The organism is Cetobacterium sp., from assembly GCF_051653945.1.
Lineage (GTDB): Bacteria > Fusobacteriota > Fusobacteriia > Fusobacteriales > Fusobacteriaceae > Cetobacterium_A.
In genome coordinates this window covers 1-21,818 of sequence record NZ_JBOFXD010000118.1, presented here as the reverse complement: position 1 = coordinate 21,818, position 21,818 = coordinate 1, and the positions used below count along the sequence as shown (strand labels likewise).

Annotated in this window: 19 protein-coding genes and 1 pseudogene; 10 read left to right on the top strand and 10 right to left on the bottom strand. The window is 30.9% G+C overall.

Annotated features, from left to right (window positions below; translation table 11 throughout):
* Nucleotides 1-330: 330 nt before the first annotated feature.
* Both ACRC8M_RS13310 and ACRC8M_RS13305 read left to right on the top strand, forming a co-directional pair.
* A complete protein-coding gene (locus tag ACRC8M_RS13310; protein ID WP_438529578.1) occupies nucleotides 331-969 on the top strand; it encodes a carbonic anhydrase in 639 nt (212 codons plus the stop codon).
* 132 nt (nucleotides 970-1,101) lie between these two features.
* The gene (locus ACRC8M_RS13305) at nucleotides 1,102-1,965 is read left to right on the top strand and encodes a mechanosensitive ion channel family protein (RefSeq protein WP_438529577.1); all 864 of its coding nucleotides are present in this window, start codon (nucleotides 1,102-1,104) and stop codon (nucleotides 1,963-1,965) included.
* A 27-nt stretch (nucleotides 1,966-1,992) separates the two neighbouring features.
* Here the strand turns inward: ACRC8M_RS13305 and ACRC8M_RS13300 are convergent, their stop codons facing one another.
* The 10 genes from ACRC8M_RS13300 to glgB all read right to left on the bottom strand — a co-directional run bounded on the left by ACRC8M_RS13300 (nucleotide 1,993) and on the right by glgB (nucleotide 15,403).
* A complete protein-coding gene (locus ACRC8M_RS13300; protein WP_438529576.1) occupies nucleotides 1,993-2,835 on the bottom strand; it encodes a hypothetical protein in 843 nt (280 codons plus the stop codon).
* Between the two features lie 108 nt (nucleotides 2,836-2,943).
* A complete protein-coding gene (locus ACRC8M_RS13295) occupies nucleotides 2,944-3,663 on the bottom strand; it encodes a basic amino acid ABC transporter substrate-binding protein (RefSeq protein WP_438529575.1) in 720 nt (239 codons plus the stop codon).
* A 33-nt stretch (nucleotides 3,664-3,696) separates the two neighbouring features.
* Nucleotides 3,697-4,425, bottom strand: a complete 729-nt coding sequence (locus tag ACRC8M_RS13290; RefSeq protein WP_438529574.1) for an amino acid ABC transporter ATP-binding protein — start codon at nucleotides 4,423-4,425, stop codon at nucleotides 3,697-3,699.
* Nucleotides 4,422-5,087 carry an amino acid ABC transporter permease gene (locus tag ACRC8M_RS13285; protein ID WP_438529573.1) on the bottom strand — a complete coding sequence of 222 codons (666 nt, stop codon included), beginning with the start codon at nucleotides 5,085-5,087 and terminating at the stop codon, nucleotides 4,422-4,424. The genes ACRC8M_RS13290 and ACRC8M_RS13285 overlap by 4 nt, the downstream gene beginning before the upstream one ends.
* Nucleotides 5,088-5,487: 400 nt before the next feature.
* Entirely contained in the window at nucleotides 5,488-7,425 is a 1,938-nt protein-coding gene (locus tag ACRC8M_RS13280) for a glycoside hydrolase family 13 protein (protein ID WP_438529572.1), read from the bottom strand.
* Nucleotides 7,418-9,850, bottom strand: a complete 2,433-nt coding sequence (locus ACRC8M_RS13275) for a glycogen/starch/alpha-glucan phosphorylase (protein WP_438529571.1) — start codon at nucleotides 9,848-9,850, stop codon at nucleotides 7,418-7,420. The genes ACRC8M_RS13280 and ACRC8M_RS13275 overlap by 8 nt, the downstream gene beginning before the upstream one ends.
* On the bottom strand, nucleotides 9,847-11,289 hold the full coding sequence (gene glgA / locus ACRC8M_RS13270) for a glycogen synthase GlgA (RefSeq protein ID WP_438529570.1): 1,443 nt from the start codon (nucleotides 11,287-11,289) through the stop codon (nucleotides 9,847-9,849). The genes ACRC8M_RS13275 and glgA overlap by 4 nt, the downstream gene beginning before the upstream one ends.
* Nucleotides 11,290-11,310: 21 nt before the next feature.
* Entirely contained in the window at nucleotides 11,311-12,402 is a 1,092-nt protein-coding gene (gene glgD / locus ACRC8M_RS13265) for a glucose-1-phosphate adenylyltransferase subunit GlgD (RefSeq protein ID WP_438529569.1), read from the bottom strand.
* Complete coding sequence (locus ACRC8M_RS13260; RefSeq protein ID WP_438529568.1) at nucleotides 12,402-13,520, bottom strand: glucose-1-phosphate adenylyltransferase; 1,119 nt, start codon at nucleotides 13,518-13,520, stop codon at nucleotides 12,402-12,404. Before ACRC8M_RS13260 ends, glgD begins: the two co-directional genes overlap by 1 nt.
* Before the next feature lie 2 nt (nucleotides 13,521-13,522).
* Nucleotides 13,523-15,403 carry a 1,4-alpha-glucan branching protein GlgB gene (gene glgB, locus ACRC8M_RS13255; RefSeq protein WP_438529567.1) on the bottom strand — a complete coding sequence of 627 codons (1,881 nt, stop codon included), beginning with the start codon at nucleotides 15,401-15,403 and terminating at the stop codon, nucleotides 13,523-13,525.
* A 223-nt stretch (nucleotides 15,404-15,626) separates the two neighbouring features.
* Here glgB and ACRC8M_RS13250 point away from each other — a divergent pair, with 223 nt between their 5' ends.
* From ACRC8M_RS13250 to porA, 8 genes and pseudogenes are all read left to right on the top strand, one after another.
* A complete protein-coding gene (locus tag ACRC8M_RS13250; RefSeq protein ID WP_438529566.1) occupies nucleotides 15,627-16,256 on the top strand; it encodes a polysaccharide deacetylase family protein in 630 nt (209 codons plus the stop codon).
* A 178-nt stretch (nucleotides 16,257-16,434) separates the two neighbouring features.
* A complete protein-coding gene (locus ACRC8M_RS13245; protein ID WP_438515913.1) occupies nucleotides 16,435-16,635 on the top strand; it encodes a cold-shock protein in 201 nt (66 codons plus the stop codon).
* Between the two features lie 241 nt (nucleotides 16,636-16,876).
* Entirely contained in the window at nucleotides 16,877-18,229 is a 1,353-nt protein-coding gene (gene mgtE, locus ACRC8M_RS13240) for a magnesium transporter (RefSeq protein ID WP_438529565.1), read from the top strand.
* A 148-nt stretch (nucleotides 18,230-18,377) separates the two neighbouring features.
* Complete coding sequence (gene megL, locus ACRC8M_RS13235; RefSeq protein ID WP_438529564.1) at nucleotides 18,378-19,571, top strand: methionine gamma-lyase; 1,194 nt, start codon at nucleotides 18,378-18,380, stop codon at nucleotides 19,569-19,571.
* A 161-nt stretch (nucleotides 19,572-19,732) separates the two neighbouring features.
* Nucleotides 19,733-20,377: a helix-turn-helix transcriptional regulator gene (locus ACRC8M_RS13230; protein WP_438529563.1), complete on the top strand. Its 645-nt coding sequence runs from the start codon at nucleotides 19,733-19,735 to the stop codon at nucleotides 20,375-20,377.
* A 16-nt stretch (nucleotides 20,378-20,393) separates the two neighbouring features.
* Nucleotides 20,394-20,969, top strand: coding sequence for a 2-oxoacid:acceptor oxidoreductase family protein (locus tag ACRC8M_RS13225; protein ID WP_023052085.1), 576 nt, complete (start codon nucleotides 20,394-20,396; stop codon nucleotides 20,967-20,969).
* A complete protein-coding gene (locus ACRC8M_RS13220; protein WP_256690485.1) occupies nucleotides 20,969-21,271 on the top strand; it encodes a 4Fe-4S binding protein in 303 nt (100 codons plus the stop codon). Before ACRC8M_RS13225 ends, ACRC8M_RS13220 begins: the two co-directional genes overlap by 1 nt.
* A gap of 14 nt (nucleotides 21,272-21,285) precedes the next feature.
* Nucleotides 21,286-21,818: pseudogene (porA, locus tag ACRC8M_RS13215) on the top strand (pyruvate ferredoxin oxidoreductase); the annotation flags it as partial.

Genomic DNA, 21,818 nt, shown 5'->3' with positions numbered 1-21,818 from the left:
AGTTACTTCAATTGCATTAACCCCACCAGCGATACAAGCATTAGAAACACGTTTAGCTTCCTCTAAGTTTTCAGCTCTAACAACAGCAACAACTCCAGTATTTATAAGTCTATCTATGATTTCATGTTTTTTTAACATTCTCTAAACCCCCTTAAATTTCTTTTATTAATTGAATTAATTTTATAAAAATAGTGAGGTTTAAACAACGTCAATTTTATAAAAAAATTCCATATATGAAACTAAAGGAAATAAGCCACTAAAAAGGTAGAAATATATTGTAAAATATAGTAAAATGTAGGTAATACTCTATATAGGTTTTAAGGAGGAAAAATGCAAAATTATAATGAGTTATTAGAAGCGAATTTAGAATGGGTAGAAAAAAGATTGGATTTAGATAAGAACTATTTTAAAAATCTTTCTAAAGGTCAAAATCCACCGTTCTTATATATAGGATGCTCAGACAGCAGAATGCCCATTGACACATTTACTCAAAGTGAACCTGGAAGTTTTTTTATTCATAGAAATATAGCTAATCAGGTATTTTCTAATGATATGAATTTTTTAGCAACTTTAGAGTATGCAGTTGAACAGTTAGAAGTAGATCACATAATTGTTTCGGGGCATTATGAGTGTGGAGGGATAAAAACAGCTCATGACAAGTGTAGACACTCTTCAATAATATCAAGTTGGTTAGTACCAATAAAAAAGATAGAAGTAGAGCATAAAGAGGAGTTAGAAAGTTTAGCAACAGAGCAGGAAAGGTTAGATAGATTAACAGAATTAAATGTATTGGAGCAATTAAAACATATATTTGAATTATCAGTTATAAGAAATAGGATTGAGAGTGGAAAATATCCAAGAATTCATGGATGGGTTTTAGATATCAGAAGCGGAAAGATAGTTGAAATAGAGATTCCAATAGAGGATTGGAAATCAAAAGGAATAATACCTAAAGAGTATCAAGCTTAATAAATAATCCTTTGTCTTTTAAAGATTTAAAAGATAGAGGATTTTGTTATATAGTAATAAATCAAATTTGTTTCATCTGTAGAATTTATTTAGTTTAAAAAATTTAAAAGATATAATATTTAGGAGGAAAAAGTGGAACTTAAGTCACAAAGTTTTGTAGAAGAAGTTTTAAATCACTTAGTTGACAAAAATATTCTTGTTAATTTTACAGTGGAGTTTTTATTTTTTATAATAAAGCTATTTATCTGTATAGGGATATACTATTTTGTTTTAAAACTAGTAAAAAAAGTAGCTCCAATTTATAATAGTACTAAAAAAGAGAATGTAATAGACCCATCTCTTAGAAGTTTTATTAAATCAATTTTATATGTGGGATTACATGCTACATTAATAACGATTTGTCTTTTAATTATGGGAGTAAAAGAAAGTAGCTTACTAGCATTCTTTGGAACATTAGGAATAGGTGTTGGTTTAGCATTAAAGGATAACCTATCAAATTTTGCAGGGGGGATAATTGTTTTAGTTTTTAAAACATATAAAGTTGGAGATGAAGTAAATATCTCTGGAGAGATGGGATATGTTCATGATATTGATATTTTCTCTACAACAGTAAGAACTCATAATAATGATTTAGTGATAGTACCAAATGGATCTATTGTTTCAAATAAAGTAATCAATTATACGAAGACTCCAATTAGAAGGTTAAAATTTATAATAGGAGTATCTTATGATGCTGATTTAGATGTGGCTAGAGAGGCATTAGAAAAACTTTTAAGAGATAATCCATTAGTTTTGACAGACCCCCCAGTATATAGTCATGTGGATGCTTACGCAGATAGTTCTATAAATATTGCTTTAAAAGGTTGGGCAACAAATGAGCATTATTGGACAGTTTACAAAGAAACGTTAAATGGTATTAAAGGTGCTTTAGATAGAGAGAATATAAGTATACCATTTCCACAAATGGATGTTCATTTAAATAGTGTAGATAAATAAAAAAGCTGAAGAGAGATTCAGCTTTTTTTAAAATCTATACCCTAAAGAAAGTGTTACACTCTTTCTTTTTCCAAAACCAACTTCAGTTGTAAATTCAACTGATTTATTTATCTCACTTCTAAAACCAATAACATTGTTCCAAGGAGATGAGGTGCTCTCTTTTACTTCAAATTTTCCTTGAATATTAGAAATAGGTATATCCCCTTTTAAAGTTTGGGTAATATTTTGATACATAGTTCCAATCCAAATAGAGTTTTTAGTGCTATAAAAGTCAAAGTTATAACCAACTTTTGGAGAGATTACAAAAGCAGAGATATTTCCTTCAATAATATTTAAAGTAGTATTAGTATAATTGAAATCAACTAAAGAGAAGAAGTTTTTATATCCTCCTGCTAGAACAGTTCCTACTCCATAAGTAGTTCCCTCATATCTTAAAGTAAAATCATAATTTTTTAAAATTTGAGAATTACCTAAATTAATATCAACAAGAGCTGTAGAATGGCCCTTTGTTTCTCCTAAAATTCCATAAACATTTAAAAAAGGGAAAACCCAAAGATCAGCTTTAACTAGTTTATTTGTATTAACTGTCTTGGCAGACTCAGCTTTAACAGAAACAAGTTTACCTAAATTACCTAAATTTAATTTTCCAATTGAGAGATTAGTTAAACTTATAGATTTTATATCCACATCTTGTTTCATATCTACATATATAACATTTATTCCATAAGGGTTTGGAAGTTCATATCCCATTTTACGAGCTTCGTTTCCAAGTAAAGGAAACATAGATTTATCTTGTAAAGAATTATCAGAAGAGATAAGTAAAATACTATTAAAAATAAAGGTGATTAGTAATACCAAAGTTTTTTTCAAAAGAACCTCCAAAAATATATTTTAAGGGGAAATTATATCATAAAAAAGTAGATAAAGCTATTATAAAAAATAAAAATCCCCCATAATTTATGGGGGATTTTTACATATCTACATATATTTTTTTAGTAATTCTTCGTAAGTTCCATCTTTTTTTAATTCATCTAAAGCGATATTGATTTTATTTAAAAGATCACTGTTTTTCTTAGAAATAGCAATGGCATATTCTTCAGGTTCTCCAGATGTTTCTGCTAATTTTAACCCTTTATTATTCTTAACATAGTTTAAAGCAGTTTCAGAATCTAAAACAACAGCATCAATTTTATTGTTTTGTAACTCCATAATGGCAGCATAAGAAGCGTTATATTTTTTTGACTTAACATCTTTCATCTCGCTAACTACAACATCTCCAGTAAATCCTAGCATAACTCCAACAAGTTTTCCTTTTAAATCATCAAATATTTTAATGTCGCTATTATTATCATTTAAAATTATAACTTGGTTAGCTGTATAGTATGAATTTGAAAAATTAACAGCCATTTTTCTTTCATCACTAGCTGTCATTCCAGCAATAACAATATCGATTTTATTAGTTTCAAGAGCTGGAATTAGTCCATCAAAAGCCATGTCTTTAATAACCACTTCCAGATCTAATTTTTCCCCAATAGCTTTAACTAAGTCTATATCAAATCCAACTATCTCCCCTTTATCAAGGTATTCAAAAGGTGGAAATTCAGCATTTGTACCAACATAAAGTTTTCCTTTTGCAAAAGTTAAAGTACTCATAATTAACATTAAAAATAAAACCAAATTTTTTAAAATCTTTTTCATAATATCCTCCTCAATGTTTAAAAATATTCTATATTAATGATTTAAAACCTTTTCAATGAAATCTTTCGCTCTAGAGTGATTAGTTCCGTCAAAAAGTTCATCAGGTGTTGTATCTTCTAAAATAGAGCCTTGATCCATAAATAGAACTCTATCTGCAACCTTTCTCGCAAATCCCATTTCATGTGTAACTACAACCATGGTCATCCCCTCTTTAGCAAGATCTCTCATAACATCTAAAACTTCACGTATCATCTCTGGATCAAGAGCAGATGTTGGTTCATCAAATAAAATAACTTCAGGATCCATGCAAAGAGCTCTAGCTATAGCAATTCTTTGTTTTTGACCACCAGAAAGTTGATCTGGATACGCTAAAGCTTTATCTTTTAATCCTACTTTTTTTAGTAAAAGAAGAGCTTTTTCTTCAACATCCTCTTTTTTCATACCTTTAACTTTCATAGGAGCTAAAGTAAGATTTTCAAGAACTGTTTTATGTGGAAAAAGGTTGAAGTGCTGAAAGACCATTCCAACTTTAGCTCTCATATGATTTATATTTGTTTTTGGACTCATAATATCTTCTCCGTTGATATAGATGTGTCCAAGAGTAGGTTCTTCTAGACGATTTATACATCTTAAAAATGTGGATTTTCCACTTCCAGAAGGACCAATTACAGCAACAACTTCTCCTTTCATGATGTGAGTAGAAACTCCCTTTAAAACTTCAAGTTCTCCATAGTTTTTAAATAGATTGTCAACTTTTATCATTTATTACTCAACCCCTTTTCAACGCCTCTCATAATTTTTGTGAAGATTCCAACTAGAATTAGATATATTAAACCAACTAAAAGTAGTGGTTCAACTCCTCTATAAGTTTGAGATGTAATTATGTTTGCAGATCTTAAAAGGTCTACACCACCAATAAATCCAACTATAGATGTCTCTTTTAAAAGAGTTATAAATTCGCTAACTAAGGCTGGAAGTATTTTTCTAATAGCTTGTGGAATTATAACCTCTTTCATAGCCATGGGATAACTCATTCCAAGAGCTCTAGAAGCTTCCATTTGCCCTTTATCCAGACCTTCAATACCAGCTCTAATAATCTCTGCAACGTAAGCACTAGAGTTTATTCCAAAGGCAATACCCGCAACTAAGAATATAGGCATGTCACGGAATCCAGCAAAAATAATATTAGCTAGAACTAGAAGTTGAACAACTGCTGGAGTTCCTCTAATAAGATCAATATAGCAAATAGCTACCCATTTGAATCTAGGTGAAAGTCTTAAAAGTGCGATAAAAATACCAAAAATAACACCAAAGATAGCTGAAAAAGCTGTAACACCAACTGAAAAAGCTAAGCCTTGAAGAACATATTGATATCTGTAACCATCAATAAAAATTGTTTTTAGTGTACTCAAGTAATCTCCCATAAAAAATCTCCTTTATATTAGTATTTGGTATAAAAAAAGAAGGTCTAAGAGTATAGACTTATACTCTTAGACCTTCCAAAATTAAAAGGGTAAATAATTTTGCGAAAGTAATCCATAGTTATGAGAATAAAAATGGATGGCCAGCATCAAAAATTACTAAGAATATAATAGAATATAGAGTTTTTATTGTTTTGTACCCTATTCCTATCATTTCTAAATAACATGACCTGACCTCCTTTAAAAAATTCTTAAACTACTAAAGTTTGATTGATTATAAACTATGAAAATAAAATTGTCAAATAATTTTTTTTAAAAATATTTTTTCTGAAAGTGTTTATGAGAAAACACTCACAAGTACCCTTAGGAAAAAAGCTGAGCAGGGGGGAGTGCTCAGCTTTTTTTAGACACTTTTACTACTAAATAAAAGGGTCTTTAGTGGGGGGATTTTTATTGGGAAATTAGTAGATGAATCAGTTGGAACGATTAGGGGGTCGTTCCAACGATATATGTCAGTCGCTATATTATTACTAAATTGTCCTAGAAATTCCTTCAAATTAATTTTAAAAATTTTTGATTTATTTGGATCTCTATTTGTAAGAACTCCTATAAAGTCCCTTTCATTGGGAAAAAATCTAATATAAGCAAATACGTCAGGATGGGGTGAAAAAAATTTAATTTCACCTTTTTTTAATACTTTAGAACTAGATCTTAAAAAAGATATTTTTTTATACCAATTTAAAAGATCTTGGTCCTCTTTACCCCAAGGATAAGTTCTCCTATTATCTGGATCTTTACCCCCTTCTACTCCAACTTCATCTCCGTAGTAAATAACAGGAACTCCTGGAAGAGTAAATTGAATTAAACTTAAAGATTTTAAAACCCTAGTTGTTGCAGCCTCTAAATACTGAGGTTCAAGGTTGAAATCTTTTACTATATCTTTAACTGAAGTCTTTATTCTTTTTACATCATGGCTTCCTAAAAGATTAAAAGATGCAAAATAATTTTCTTTAGGATAATTTTCCCTTAGAGAGTTCATATATTTACAAAGAGTTTCGCTATCGATAGAACCATTGTAGAAATTTAAAAGATATGTTCTAAGAGGATAGTTCATAGCAGAGTCTAGTTGCTTACCATTAAAATATTCTCTTCTTTGACCATAACTTACTTTATTGCTAGCATCTTCCCAAACTTCTCCAATAATCACAGATTCAGAATCGATATTTTTACATTTGTATTTTAAACTTTCAATAAAAAAACTAGGAAGTTCATCAGCTACATCAAGTCTCCATCCTTTAATACCAGTTTTCATCCAATGGTTAATAACGCTATTTTCCCCTTCAACAATATATTTAAAAAAGCTAGGTTCTAACTCATTTACACACGGCAGATCTTTAATTCCCCACCAGCAGTCGTACTCGTATGGGTGGGTTTGAAATCTATACCATGGATAAAAAGGAGAGGATTTAGAGGTAGATGCCTCTTTAAAGTAAAGACTATCCTTTCCTGTATGATTAAAAACACCATCTAAAATTGTATATATTCCTCTTTTTTTACACTCTTTGACCATATCTTTAAAATCTTTATATGAGCCTAAAACAGGATCGATATTATGATAGTTATTAGTATCATAACGATGATTGCTAGTAGCTTCAAAAATAGGATTTAGATATAGAGTTCCAATATTTAAACCTTTAAGATAGTTTATCTTTTCAGTGATTCCTTTTAAGTTACCACCGAAAAAATCCCAACGTGCTATCTCATTTTTACTATTTTTTATGTACATAGGAATATCTGACCATTGTCCATATAAAAAACTATTAATTTTAGGTTCATTAACTTTTCCATCTTTATTTCCATTTTTAAATCTATCTGGAAAAATTTGATAAGCAATACTTTCTTTAAACCAGTTAGGAGTGGGATTGTTTTTATAGTATAAGGTAATTTGATAATCAATTGGATAATCTTCATAGATTTCTCCAACTCCTCCAAGAGCTAGGGAGTTATTACCATAATAAAAAATAGTATTTTCGTTTCCTATGGTTATTTTAAAGTGATAAAAGATAGTTTTAGCCAAAGATGGAACTGTGAAATTAAGAGACCAGACAATGTAGTCATGGTCTCCAATTTTTTTTTCATCTTTAGGAAGCATTTTAAACTCTAGTTGCTTACCATTTTTTATAATTAGATTGATGTTTAAACAGTTGATATTTTTTTGAGTAAAGATATTAAATGTAATATTATCTCCACAAGGAGTAGCTCCAAAAGGTGTCTTAAATCTTTCATCTTGGGAATCAAATAAAATTGAATCTTTAGGTAATGAATAAGAAAGACTATTCACCTCTTTTCACCTCCTTAATGTGCCAAATGTCCTCAGCATACTTTTTAATACTATTATCAGAAGAGAATTTTCCAGAGTGTGCAATGTTGACTAAACACATTTGTAACCAACCTCTCCTATTTTCATAAAGAGTATTAATTTTATTTTGAGCTTCAACATACGAAGAAAAATCCTTTAAAACAAAGTAAGGGTCCCCTTCTCCATAGATATGATTTAAGATATCTTTAAACTCCTCCTTATTTTCAGAGAAAGTTCCATCACTGAGTTGATTAATAACTTTTTGTAAGTCAGGATTGGAGTTTAGAATATCCCTAAAATTATAGGTTCTATTTTTTTCTAAATCCATAACCTCTTGGGAAGTAAGCCCAAATATAGCAATATTGTTATCTCCAACTTCATCATAAATCTCTACGTTGGCTCCATCAAGGGTAGCGAGAGTAACAGCTCCGTTCATCATAAATTTCATATTTCCAGTTCCAGATGCTTCTTTAGAAGCTGTTGAAATCTGTTCACTCACATCTCCAGCTGGAATTATAAGTTCAGCTATGGAAACTCCATAGTTTTCAAGGAATACAACCTTAATCTTATTTCTAATATCAGGGTCATTATTTACAACATTAGCTACAGAGTTTATAAGTTTTATAATATTTTTAGCTAAATAGTAAGAGGGTGCAGCTTTAGCACCAAAAAAGAATGTTCGAGGAACAATATCAAGCTCAGGGTTTTCCTTTAGTTGATTATAAAGATAGATTATATTAAAAACATTAAGTAGTTGTCTTTTATATCCATGAAGTCTTTTAATTTGGACATCAAAGATTGAAAATGGATTTATATCAATACTATAATTATTTTTAACAAAATCCACTACTTTCTCTTTGTTTTTAAATTTGATTTTATCCAATGTTTGTAAAACATTGTCATCATTTATATATTTTAAAAAATTAATAAATTTGTTTGTATCGTTTGAACAGTCAGGACAGCTCTTTTCAAGAACTAATTTGTAGAGTTCTGGATTTGCATTTTTTAACCATCTTCTATGGGTAATACCATTTGTTTTATTATTAAATCTTTCAGGATAAAGAAGATAGAAGTCATGAAGTTCTCTATTTTTTAGAATTTCAGTGTGAATTTTAGCAACACCATTGATTGAGTGAGAACCTATTATAGCTAGATTAGCCATTCTAACCTCTCCATTATATATTATTCTCATAGAATCAATTTTACTATAATCCTCTTCATATTTTTTGCTAATCTCTTCACAGAATCTTCTGTCAATCTCTTCAATAATCATAAGAACTCTAGGGACAGTTTTTTTAAACATATCGTAAGGCCATTTTTCCATAGCTTCAGTCAATATAGTGTGGTTAGTATAAGCTAAGGTTTTAATTGTTATATCCCAAGCACTATCCCAATCAAGCCCCTCTTCATCTAAAAGTAATCTCATAAGTTCACCAACAGCTATGGAAGGGTGTGTATCATTTATGTGAATACCTACAAAATCAGAGAATTTATGAATAGATTCTTTAAGTTTTTTATATCTTTTTAAAATAGTTTGAAGTCCAGCACTAACAAAAAAATACTCTTGTTTTAAACGTAATAGTTTACCACGCATACTGGAGTCATCAGGATATAAAATTTGTGAAATAGCTTCAACAGCAAATTTTTTATCAATGAGCTTTTGATATTCGCCTTTTTGAAGTCCATTTAAATCAATCTCCTCTTCAGGAAGTTCAGCACTAAAAAGTCTAAGAGTATTAACAGTTTCCATATTAGAACCTAAGATAGGGATATCATAAGGGACAGCATCAATCTCTTCACACCCAGAGTATACAGGTTCGATACCACTAGGAGTATTAACTAAAGTTACAACTCCCCCAAATCTAACAGTTACAGTTTTTTCAGGTTTTTTAATCTCCCATAAAAAATCCTCTTTTAACCAGTTGTTTAAAATCTCTTTTTGATATCCATCTACAATTTTTTGATTAAAAAGTCCATGTTTAAATCTTATTCCACATCCATGTCCAGGAAAACCAAGAGATGCAAGGGAGTCCATAAAGCATGCAGCAAGTCTTCCAAGACCTCCATTTCCAAGAGCAGGATCAGGTTCTAGCTCCAAAAGAGTATCTAAATCTATTCCTAAATCTCTAAGTCCATCTTTAACCACATCTCTAATATTTAGATTTAAAAGATATGAGTTCAAAAGTCTTCCAAGTAAGAACTCCATAGAGAAGTAGTACATCTGTTTACATTTTTTCTTAGTGTAGTAGTTGTTAGTTTCTGCCCAAGATTCAGATATATAATCTCTAATAAGTTTTCCAAGAGCTAAATATTTATGTTCTAGAGAAGCTTCAGTAGGTGTTTGGGCAAAAGTTAGAGTAAGTCTTTTAATATAGTCCTCTTTAAATTGATTTTTAGTTAAATTCATAAAAGACCTCCATACAACGATTTATATTTTTTAGCGGACTCTTTCCAATCAGAGTTATATTTCATACAGGATCTCATAAGAGTGGTCCAAGCTTTTTTGTCTTCATAGAAAACTTTAGCAGCGTATTCAAGTTTAAAAAGCATATCATGGGCATTGTAGTTTTGGAAAACAAATCCAGTTCCTCCCAAAGTATCAGGATTAAAGTTGGAAACAGTATCTTTTAAACCACCAGTTTCTCTAACTAAAGGAACAGTTCCATATCTCATGGCTATAAGTTGTCCTATGCCACATGGTTCAAATAGAGATGGCATTAAAAATAGATCACATGCACCATATATTTTTCTAGCTAACTCATCACTAAATGTTATATTAGCTGAGAGTCTTCCAGGATTAATATATGAGTAGTAGTTAAATAAATCTTGGTACTGTACATCTCCAGTTCCTAAAACAACAAATTGAAGATTGATATTTAAGATATCATCCATAACCCACTTTATAAGATCAAGACCTTTTTGACTGACTAAACGAGAAACTAACCCAACCATTAAAACGTTTTCATCAACGGGTAATCCCAATCTTTTTTGTAACTCGGTTTTATTTATAGCTTTTTTCTTTAAATTAGTTAATCCAAAATTAGCATAGAGTTTATCATCTTTTCTAGGATCGTATAGGGTGTAATCAATTCCATTTACAATTCCATGAACCTTATCTCCAAGTTCAATAATTAGTCCATTTAATTTCTCTCCATAGAAAGGGTATGTAATCTCTTTAGCATAAGTTTCACTAACGGTTGTGACTAAATCAGAGTATATAAGACCACCTTTCATAAAAGATACACCATCATAGAATTTAAGTTTGTCTTCTGAATAATATGATGGATCAAGACATAAAAGTTCTCCTAAGATATCTTTAGAGAATACACCTTGATATTTTAAATTGTGTATTGTGAAAACAGTTTTTGTATTTTTTAAAAGTGAATCCTCTTTATAAAAAGCTTTTAAAAGTACAGGAATCATTCCTGTATGCCAATCATTACAGTGAATGATATCAGGAGAAAAATCAGGTATATGTTTAACAGCCTCTAAAACTCCTCTACAAAAGAAAGAGAAAATCTCTCCATCATCATAGTGACCATAGGGTATGTGTCTTTTGAAATAGTATTCATTATCTAGAAAATAGAAATCCACATCATCATATTCTAAGTGAAATAAACCAGCATATTGGTTTCTCCAACCAACAGGTACAGTAAAAGAACCTAAGAAATTCATTTTTTCAACAAATTTCTTAGGAATATTTCCGTTTTTAGGAAGTATAACTTTAGCATTAACACCAACTTTTTTTAATGCTTTTGGAAGAGCGTGAGATACATCTCCAAGACCTCCAACCTTTAAAAATGGATCAGCTTCTGAAGTGGCAAAAAGCAGATTGATATTTTTCATCTTCTTTCCTCCTTGTAAAAGTTAAAATTTGTATTTTTTCTGAATAACAAGAGGATATGAAGGGTTTCCTTCTAACTCTGTTTCTTCTAAAACAACATTTTTATCAACAATAATATTCTTTAAATGTGTACCAGCTTTTATAGTACAATTTTGAAGAATGATACAATTTTCTACTCTAGCCCCCTTTTCTACATTTACATATCTAGAAAGCACACTATTAATAACGGTTCCTTCAATAAAACACTCATTGGAAATAATAGAGTTTTTTACAACCTCTTCGCTTAAATAATGAGTAGGGATTGAGTCTTTAACTTTACTAAAAATAGGTCTGTTTTCATTAAAGAAAATCTCTTTTAAAGTTTTAGAGTTTATTAAATCTATATTAGTTTTAAAGTAGTTCGCTAGTGAGTTTAAACAAGAAAGATATTCTTTGTGCTCAAACCCCCTAATTTTCAGGTTGTTTTTACTTCTGTAGATAATATCTTTTAAAGATGTCTGATTATGAGGTCTAGACATGATTAAAGCCATTAAAAGAGATCTTTTTATCAAAAATATCTCTAAAGATATATTTTGATTTTTTTTAGGTAAAAAATTAGCACAAGCTCTCGTTAAATGATTTTTTTCGTTAAACTCTAAGATGTCACATCCAAGAAAATTTTCTGAAGGTTCAGGAATATTTTTATATATAACAGTGACATCAGCTTCAGATAGTTCATGAAATTCCATAGCTTTATCTAAATCGATATTTGCAATCATATAAGTTGGAGCGATAACAATCATCTCATCTTTAGATTTTAAAAGATCATCAAAGTTTTCAATTAAAAGTTCAGTATCACTTTCAACCTCTCCATTATGAATTGTAAGTCCACCATTTTTTCTATTTAGTCCCCAAGATTTAGCAACATCTAGATGATTTCTAAGAGAACGACAATTTTTACCAGTAAGAATATGTATATTTCTAATTCCAGCATTTTTCATATATGATAATGGGAAATCGATAGCTCTGTACTTTCCTGCAATGGGAACAGTAGCAATCCCTCTATGTGTTGTTAAAGCTTTTAAAAGATCTCTACTTTCAAAAGAAGTAATAATTCCTGTGTACTTTGCTAACATTACTCATCCCCCCCACTGATAAACAGAATCTCATCTTTTCTACCAAAATGCTCATTTTTTTCAACAACAACATTTTCACCTAAAATTATTCTATTAACAAAACTTCCCTCTTTTAAAACTGCACCAGCTAAAATTACACTGTTGTGAACTTTAGCCCCCTCTTCTATAAAAACTTCAGATGATATAATAGAGTTAACAACCTCACCTTTTATAATACACCCCTCTGAAATAATAGAGTTTTTAATAACTGCCGTTTCTTCAAGAAGGTGACCAGGTTTATTTGTAGCTTGAGAGTATATTCTCCAATTTTTATCAAAAAGATCAATGGGGTTTGAGCTATCTAGTAAATCCATATTTGCAGCCCAAAGACTTTCAATAGTTCCAACATCTTTCCAATATCCTGAGAAAGGATAAGCCATAAGTTTATGACCTTCTCTTAAAAATTTAGGAATAATATTTTTTCCAAAATCCTTATCTGAATATTTATCTTGTTGATCCTCTTTGAGTGCTTTTTTAAGAGCAGACCAACTAAAAATATATATACCCATACTTGCTAAAGTACTTTTTGGTTCTTTTGGTTTTTCTTCAAACTCATAGATTTCATTATTTTCATTTGTATTCATAATTCCAAAACGGGAAGCTTCCTCAAGAGGAACATCAATAACAGCAACTGTTGCTACTGCTTCTGTTTCAATGTGAAAACTTAACATTTTATCATAATCCATTTTATAAATATGATCTCCAGATAGAATTAGAACATATTCAGGATTATACATATCAATATAGTTTTCATTTTGAAATATAGCATCAGCAGTTCCTTTGTACCAACGATTTTCACTTTCTGTAGAGTATGGAGGTAAAATACTAACTCCAGCTCCCTCTATATCCAAATCCCATGGGCTTCCAACTCCAATATGTCTATTTAATAAAAATGGCTTATATTGAACTAAAACTCCAACTGTGTCAATTCCAGAGTTGACACAGTTACTTAGTGGAAAGTCAATAATTCTATATTTACCTCCAAAAGGAACAGCAGGTTTTGCTACATCTTTTGTAAGTTTTTTAAGTCTACTTCCTTGACCACCAGCTAAAATCATAGCTATCATTTTCTTTTTCATAGTTAAATTCCCCCTTTTTTTAATATTGGCTTTAAAAATAGTGTACAAAGTGGAGCTATATTTATAGAAATAGAGAAAGGTTGATCATCTAACTCTCTATTTATAGGCTTGATAATTTCACTATTAATTTGGTTACTACCACCAAAAATATCCTTATCACTATTAAAAACTTCCATATACTCAAACATTCTTGGAACACCGATAGAGTGATTTATATATTCGTTTTTAGTAAAGTTACAAACAACTAAAATAAAATCCTCTAAATTATCTCCTTTTCTTATAAAAGTTATAAGTTTTTGGGTATGGTTTTTATGATTAACCCATTGAAATCCATCAGAAGTTGAATCTTTTCCCCAAAGAGCTGGTTCTGATTTGTAAAATTCATTGAGTTTACTAACATAAGTTTTCAAAGAGTCGTGTTGTGGATATTTTAAAAGTTTCCATTCTAACTCTTCGTAGTATCTCCACTCAATAAATTGTCCAAACTCTCCTCCCATAAAAAGAAGTTTTTTTCCTGGATGACCGAACATAAATCCATAAAACATTCTAAGAGAATCAAATTTTTGAATGTAATCACCGCTCATTTTATCAAGAAGAGATTTTTTTCCATGCACTACTTCATCATGAGATAGAGCTAATATAAAGTTTTCATTAAAAGCGTACATAATAGAAAATGTTAAAAGATTATGATTTTTTTCTCTTTCACAAGGTGTGTAAGACATATATTTCAACATATCATTCATCCAGCCCATATTCCATTTGTAGTTAAACCCAAGACCACCTTTATATGTAGGAGAAGTTACTAAAGGCCAAGATGTAGCTTCCTCAGCAATCATAAGTGGATTTTTGTAAAGTTTAAAAATTACTTCGTTGAGTGTTCTTAAAAAATCGATAGCTTCTAACTTAGCATCTCCACCAAGAGAGTTTTTAAGACCTGTTTTTTCACGTCCATATTCAAGATATAGAAGGTTTGACACTGCATCAGCACGAATTCCATCAATATGAAAATATTCAAATAAAAATGTTGCACTTGATAATAAAAAGTTTCTGACAAAGGGTTTAGTAAAATCAAAGTTAGCAGTTCCCCAAGTGGGATTTTCCCCTAAAATTTCGTTTTCGTATTCAAAGAGAGGTGTCCCATCAAATCTATACAGACCGTGAGCATCTTTACAAAAATGTCCAGGAACCCAATCTAAAATTACACCGATTCCAGCTTTATGACATTCATTAACCAAATATTTAAAGTCTTCAGGTGTTCCATAGCGACTTGTAATAGAGAAATACCCAACTCCTTGATATCCCCAAGATGTATCCAAAGGGTGTTCAGTGAGAGGAAGAATCTCAATATGAGTAAAACCTGTTTCTATAATATATGGCACAAGTTTTTTAGCAATCTCTCGGTAGTTGAGAAATTCACTGCCATCTTCAAGACCGTCCCCACGGTTATAGTTTCTTTTCCAAGAACCTAAGTGTAGTTCATAAATACTGATAGGTTTATTATAGAGATTATCTTGTTCTCTTTTTTCTAGCCAAATTTTATCTTCCCATGGAAAAGATTTAAAGGGGTTATAAACTATGGAAGCAGTATTGGGCCGAACTTCAGAATAAAAGGCAAATGGATCACTTTTTATAAATATTTTTTGATTTTTATCAGCAATCATATATTTATAAACTGTTCCCTCTTTTAAATTAGGAATAAAAAGAGACCAAACTCCAGTTTGAATATCCTTATTCATATAGTTTCTTTTTCCATCCCAATCATTGAAATCTCCAACGACTGAAACTTCCATAGCATTAGGTGCCCAAAGAGTAAAGAGAACTCCATCAACACCATCATTTTTTTTCAGATGAGAACCGAAAGTTTTATAAAGAGTATAATTCATAGAAATCCCCCCTTTTTTCCAAATTTTAATTACTGTAATATATTACTTTGAAAAAAGTTATATCTTTCCTTTATATAAAATAAAAAAAATTTTAAATTTAAAAAAGAAAGTGAAGGAAGATTTTGTATTAAACTTAATTGATGAAAAATAAAAAGAAAATATCTATACCAAAGGTATTGTGTTGTGTTATATTTTAATTGAAAAAATAAAGAGAGGGGAAATAATGAAGAGATTAAAGTATTTAGTAGTAACATTTATGATGACTATGTCTATTTTTGCTCAAGGAGCAAAGAGGATAGCTCTGACTTTTGACGATGGCCCAAAAGCTAAAGTAACAGAGGAGATTTTAGAAGTTTTAAATGAAAATGATGCAAAGGCAACATTTTTTATTTTAGGGTCAAATGGAAAAAGATATCCAAAAATTTTAGAAAAAATATATGATGGAGGACATCAAATTGCAAATCACTCATACAATCATCCAAATTTAAAAAAATTACCAATGAGTGATGTAAAAAAAGAGTTAGAAAGTACAAATAAAATTATAACAGGTGTGACAAATAAAAAAGTACAATATTTTAGACCACCATATGGGGCTTTAGGAAAAACTCAAAAAGAGGAGCTAAAAAAGAGTTTAGGTATGGAGTCAGTTATGTGGAATATTTGTCCTAAAGATTGGGAGAAGCCATCTGATGCAGATTATATAGCTAAGTTTTTAGTAGAAAATGCAAAGGATAATGGAATAGTGTTGCTACACGATTATGGAAAGACTGCTCAAGCTTTAAAAGTAGCTATTCCTCAATTAAAAGCTAAAGGGTTTGAGTTTGTGACAATTGCAGAGCTAAATAAAAAATAAAAAAATTAGATAAAAAGCTTTACATTTTAATAAAAAACATGTATAATACTTATAGATTAATAATATAAGTTTTAAAATTTTTAGAAGAGAAACCTATAGGTAACTTGAGTTTGTTTAACCTCTGATTTAAAGATTAAGATTTGTAGAGTTATAAAAAATAATTTTATGGAGGTATCAAATGAAAGGTACTGTTAAATGGTTTAACGAAGAAAAAGGATTTGGATTTATCACTGGTGAGGACGGGAAAGATGTATTCGCACACTTCTCTCAAATCAAGAAAGATGGATTCAAGAAGTTAGTAGAAGGGGAAGAAGTAACTTTTGATGTAACTCAAGGTGAAAGAGGACCTCAAGCATCTAACATCGTAACTGTAAAGTAATGATATTTTAAAGCCTTAGATTTTTCTAAGGCTTTTTTTTTATACAAAAATATAAAATATTTACTTTTTTTTATAAAAAAGGTATAATTTAAAGGTTGAAAAACAAAAATAAATTAAAGGAGAGAAAAGATGGATAGTTACCCCAAACGGACTAAAAATAAAAACAATTTAATACATAGTTTGTAGGGGAAAGGACTAGAAATTTTTCTCAATTTTCCTCTGCAAAACTCAAGGAGGAAAAATGTTTGAAACAAAAGTAAAAGAGCTTCTATTAAAAAAAGATTTAAAAAATCTAAAGGAGGTTCTAAACTTAGAAACTCCTGTAAATATAGCTGAATTTATTGAAGCTAATAGTGAAAATGAGAAGGATATAATTATTCTTTTTAGACTTTTGCACAAAGAGTTAGCGGCGGAAGTATTCGCAAATTTAGATGCTGATGAGCAGATAAAAATTGTAGGCTCAATAAATGATGATAAACTTCAATCGCTGTTGGAAGAGCTATATTTTGATGATATGATTGACTTCTTAGAGGAGATGCCTTCAAATGTTGTGAAGAGAGTGCTTGAAAATTACAAGCATGAAAACAGATCTTTAATAAATCAATTTTTATCTTATGAAGAGGATTCAGCAGGAAGTTTAATGACAATAGAGTATCTTTCTCTAAAAAGTAATCAGACTGTAAAAGAGAGTCTTGAGCATATAAGAAAGTATGCGGAGGAACTTGAAACTATAGATGTTGCCTATGTTATAGATAAGGATAAAAAGCTTGAGGGAGAGATAACTTTAAAGAAACTTTTAGCATCTTCAGATGATGAAATTATAGAAAATATTATGGATAAAAATATACTTTCTGTAAAAACATCAACAAATCAAGAGGAAGCTGTAAAGTTATTTAAAAAGTATGATTTAACAGTTTTACCAGTAATTGATAAAGAAAATATTTTAGTAGGAATTATTACCATAGATGATATGGTAGATGTTATTGAAGAGGAAAATACAGAGGACTTCCAGAAAATGGCAGCTATGGCACCAAGTAAGGAGGAGTATTTAGAAACTTCAGTTTTACATCTAGCTAAAAATCGTTTAACATGGCTTTTAGTACTGATGGTTTCAGCTACATTTACAGGATCAATTATTAGTAAATACGAAGAGATAATAGAACAGATGGTCGTTTTAGCTGCAGCAATTCCAATGCTTATGGATACAGGAGGAAATGCTGGTTCTCAATCGTCAACTCTTATAATAAGGGGTATGGCTTTGGGAGAGATTAAAATGAGTGATTATTTAAAAGTTGTGTGGAAAGAGTTAAGAGTAAGTTTAATCGTAGGATTAGGACTAGGAACTGTAAACTTTTTACGTATGAACTATATATTAAAGCAAGATTTTAAAATGTCAATATTAGTATCAGTTACTTTAGGTATAACAGTAGTAATAGCAAAACTAGTTGGAGGATTACTTCCAATTGGAGCAAAAAAATTAAAGTTAGACCCAGCTATAATGGCAGGACCATTGGTTACAACTATTGTTGATGCACTAGCTTTAGTGATTTACTTTTATTTAGCAATGTTTTTATATAGTGATGTATTGAGATAAAGAGTCAGATCGTGAGATCTGGCTTTTATTTTTTCCAAATATTTTTTCCAAAAAACTGTTATATAACAGTTTTTCCTTTGAAACCTTGCTTTAAGAGATAAAAGAGGTATAATTGAGTTAAAAATAGGTTTCATAGGGAGGAGTTATTATGGATAAGAATATGAAAAATGGTTTTGGAACAATAGCGATTCATGGTGGAAGTGAGAAAAATCCTTTTGGAACTTTAGCTACACCAATCTATCAAACATCAACATTTATATTTGATTCAGCTGAGCAAGGGGGAAAAAGATTTGCTCTAGAGGAAGAGGGATATATTTATTCAAGACTAGGAAACCCTACAGTAACAGTTGTAGAGAAAAAATTAGCTCTTTTAGAAGAGGGGGAAGCAGCACTGGCTACAGCTTCAGGAATGGGAGCGATAGCTTCAGTTATGTGGACAGTTTTAAAAGCTGGAGATCACGTTTTAGCAGATAAAACACTTTATGGATGTACATTTGCACTACTTAGTCATGGATTGACAAGATTTGGAATAGATGTAGAGTTTATAGATACTTCAGACTTAGAAGCTGTAAAGAGATCTTTAAAAGATAATACAAAAGTTGTTTATTTAGAAACACCAGCAAACCCAAATCTGAAGATTGTGGATATAGAAGCAGTTTCAAAAATAGCTCACACACACAATGATGATATATTAGTTGTAGTGGACAATACATTTGCAACACCATACTGTCAAAAACCTTTAACACTGGGAGCAGACGTTGTTGTTCACTCAGCTACAAAATATTTAAATGGACATGGAGATGTAATAGCAGGTTTTGTTGTAGGTAAAATGGATTTAGTAACTCAAGTTAGACTTGTTGGAGTAAAGGATATGACTGGAGCAGTTTTAAGTCCAATGGATGCCTACTATGTAATTAGAGGAATGAAAACATTAGAAGTTAGAATGGAAAGACACTGTTCTAACGCTAGAAAAGTGGCGGAGTTTTTAAATGCTCATCCTAAGATTGAAAAAGTATTTTATCCAGGATTAAAAACACATCCAGGACATGAGATCGCATGTAAACAGATGAAAGACTTTGGAGGAATTTTTGCCTTTGAACTAAAAGGTGGAATGGATGCAGGAAAAACTTTATTAAATAACTTAAAACTTTGTTCTCTAGCAGTTTCTTTAGGAGATACAGAAACACTTATTCAGCATCCAGCTTCAATGACACACTCACCATATACAAGAGAGGAGAGATTAACTGCTGGAATCACTGATGGTTTAGTTAGAATCTCTGTAGGACTTGAGGATGTAGAGGATATAATTACAGATTTAAGAAATGGTTTAGAGTTAGCTTAAAAGCGGTATAAAAAATAGGATTATTAGAAAATTAAGGGAGGAAACTCCCTTTTGTTATTGAATATGAAAAATGAGAAAAAAATTCTTATTGTAAGAAAATTTTTTTGACTTTTTGAAAGGTGTGGGGTATATACCTATATTGGAAAAGGAGGGGGATAAAGTTGAAAGGAGACTTAGAGATCTTAGAAGAGTACAGAAAAGTAGCAAGATTTATGTCTAAATGTTATGGAGAAAATGTAGAGGTAGTTCTTCATGATTTAACAGATATAAGTAGTTCTAGTATCGAGATATTCAACAACCATGTAAGTGGAAGAGAGATAGGTTCTCCTATGAGTGAATTTGGATTAAAAATTTTGAAAGAGCGACTCTATGATGATAGGGAGTTTATAACAAACTCAAAAGGTGTTGTGGGAGGAAAAATTCTTAGATCCTCAACATTTTTTATAAAAAATATAGATGAGAATATTATTGGAATGATATGTGTAAATGTAGATGTGAGTAGTTATTTAAATATAGCTTATCAAATGGAGAGTATGGCAAACTTTGGTCTAAATTTAAAAGATGAAAAAGAGTTGGTAACAGAAGTGGATTTTCCAAACTCTATAAAAGAGATGATAAACAAGGCTTTACTAGAGATTTTAAAAGGTAAAGTATCTTGGAAAGAGATAGAGGGGGAGGAGAAACTTAATGTTATAAAAAAACTTCACCAAAAGGGGATATTTGATTTAAGAGGTGGAGTTTTAGAGGTCTCAGAAGCTTTAAATGTTTCTGAATCAACAATATATCGTTATTTAAGCAAAATTTAAAAAAGGATGGTAGATCATGAGTAAAATGGTAGAAATCAGATGGCATGGTAGAGGTGGACAAGGTGCAAAGACAGCATCTCTTCTATTAGCAGATGTAGCATTTAGTAGTGGGATGTATGTTCAGGGATTCCCTGAGTATGGACCAGAGAGAATGGGAGCACCAATAACAGCTTATAATCGTATAGGAAATGAACCAATTAGAGTTCATTCAAATATTTATGAACCAAACTTTGTAGTTGTAGTAGATGAAACTTTAATAAAAGCAATTGAAGTAGAAAAAGGTCTTAAAGAGGGGGGAGCTATAATTGTAAATAGTGAGAGAAGCCCTGAGGAATTAAGAGCTGAATTGAGAGGTTATACAGGAAGACTTTATACATGTAATGCTAGAAAAATATCTGAAGAGTGTTTAGGAAAATATTTCCCAAATACACCGATGTTAGGAGCAGTTGTAAAAGTTAGTGAACTTATACCAGAAGCTGAATTTATAAAAAATATGGAAGAGTCGTTTAAACATAAATTTAGTACTAAACCTCAAGTTTTAGAGGGGAATATGTGTGCGTTAAAGCGTTCAATGGATGAGGTGGAAGGATAATGAAAAATAAAAACGGTAGAATAATAGATGAAACTATAACTTGGCAAGAGATAACTCCTGGTGGAGTAGTATATGAAGCTGGAAGTGCTGAAAACTTTAAAACTGGTGACTGGAGAACAATGAAAGTTGATTTTATTGAGGAGAACTGTAAGCAATGTTTACTATGTATCCCAGTATGCCCAGATTCAGCTATTCCAGTTAAAGATGGAAAAAGACTAGATTTTGATCAGGATCACTGCAAAGGGTGTGGAGTTTGTTTTGCAGTATGCCCATTTAAAGCGATAGAGTTTACAAAGGCTTAGGAGGAGAGAGGAAAATGAGTATAAGAGAGAGAATGTCAGGAAACGAAGCTGTAGCCACAGCCATGAGACAGATAAATCCAGATGTAATGCCAGCATTTCCAATTACACCATCAACTGAGGTACCACAATACTTCTCTAAGTATGTAGCAGATGGAAATGTAAACACAGAGTTTATTCCAGTAGAATCAGAGCACAGTGCAATGTCAGCAGCTATAGGAGCTCAAGCAGCAGGTGCTAGAACTATGACAGCTACTTCATCATGTGGACTTGCTTTAATGTGGGAAATGCTATATGTAGCCTCTTCAATGAGATTGCCAATAACTATGGCACTTATAAATAGAGCACTAACAGGACCAATAAATATAAATGCAGACCACAGTGATTCAATGGGAGCAAGAGATACTGGATGGATTCAAATATATAGTGAAACAAATCAAGAGGCATATGATAACTATATTCAAGCAGTAAAAATAGCTGAAGATCCAAGAGTTATGCTTCCTGCAATGGTTTGCCAAGATGGATTTATAACATCTCACGCTGTTGAAAA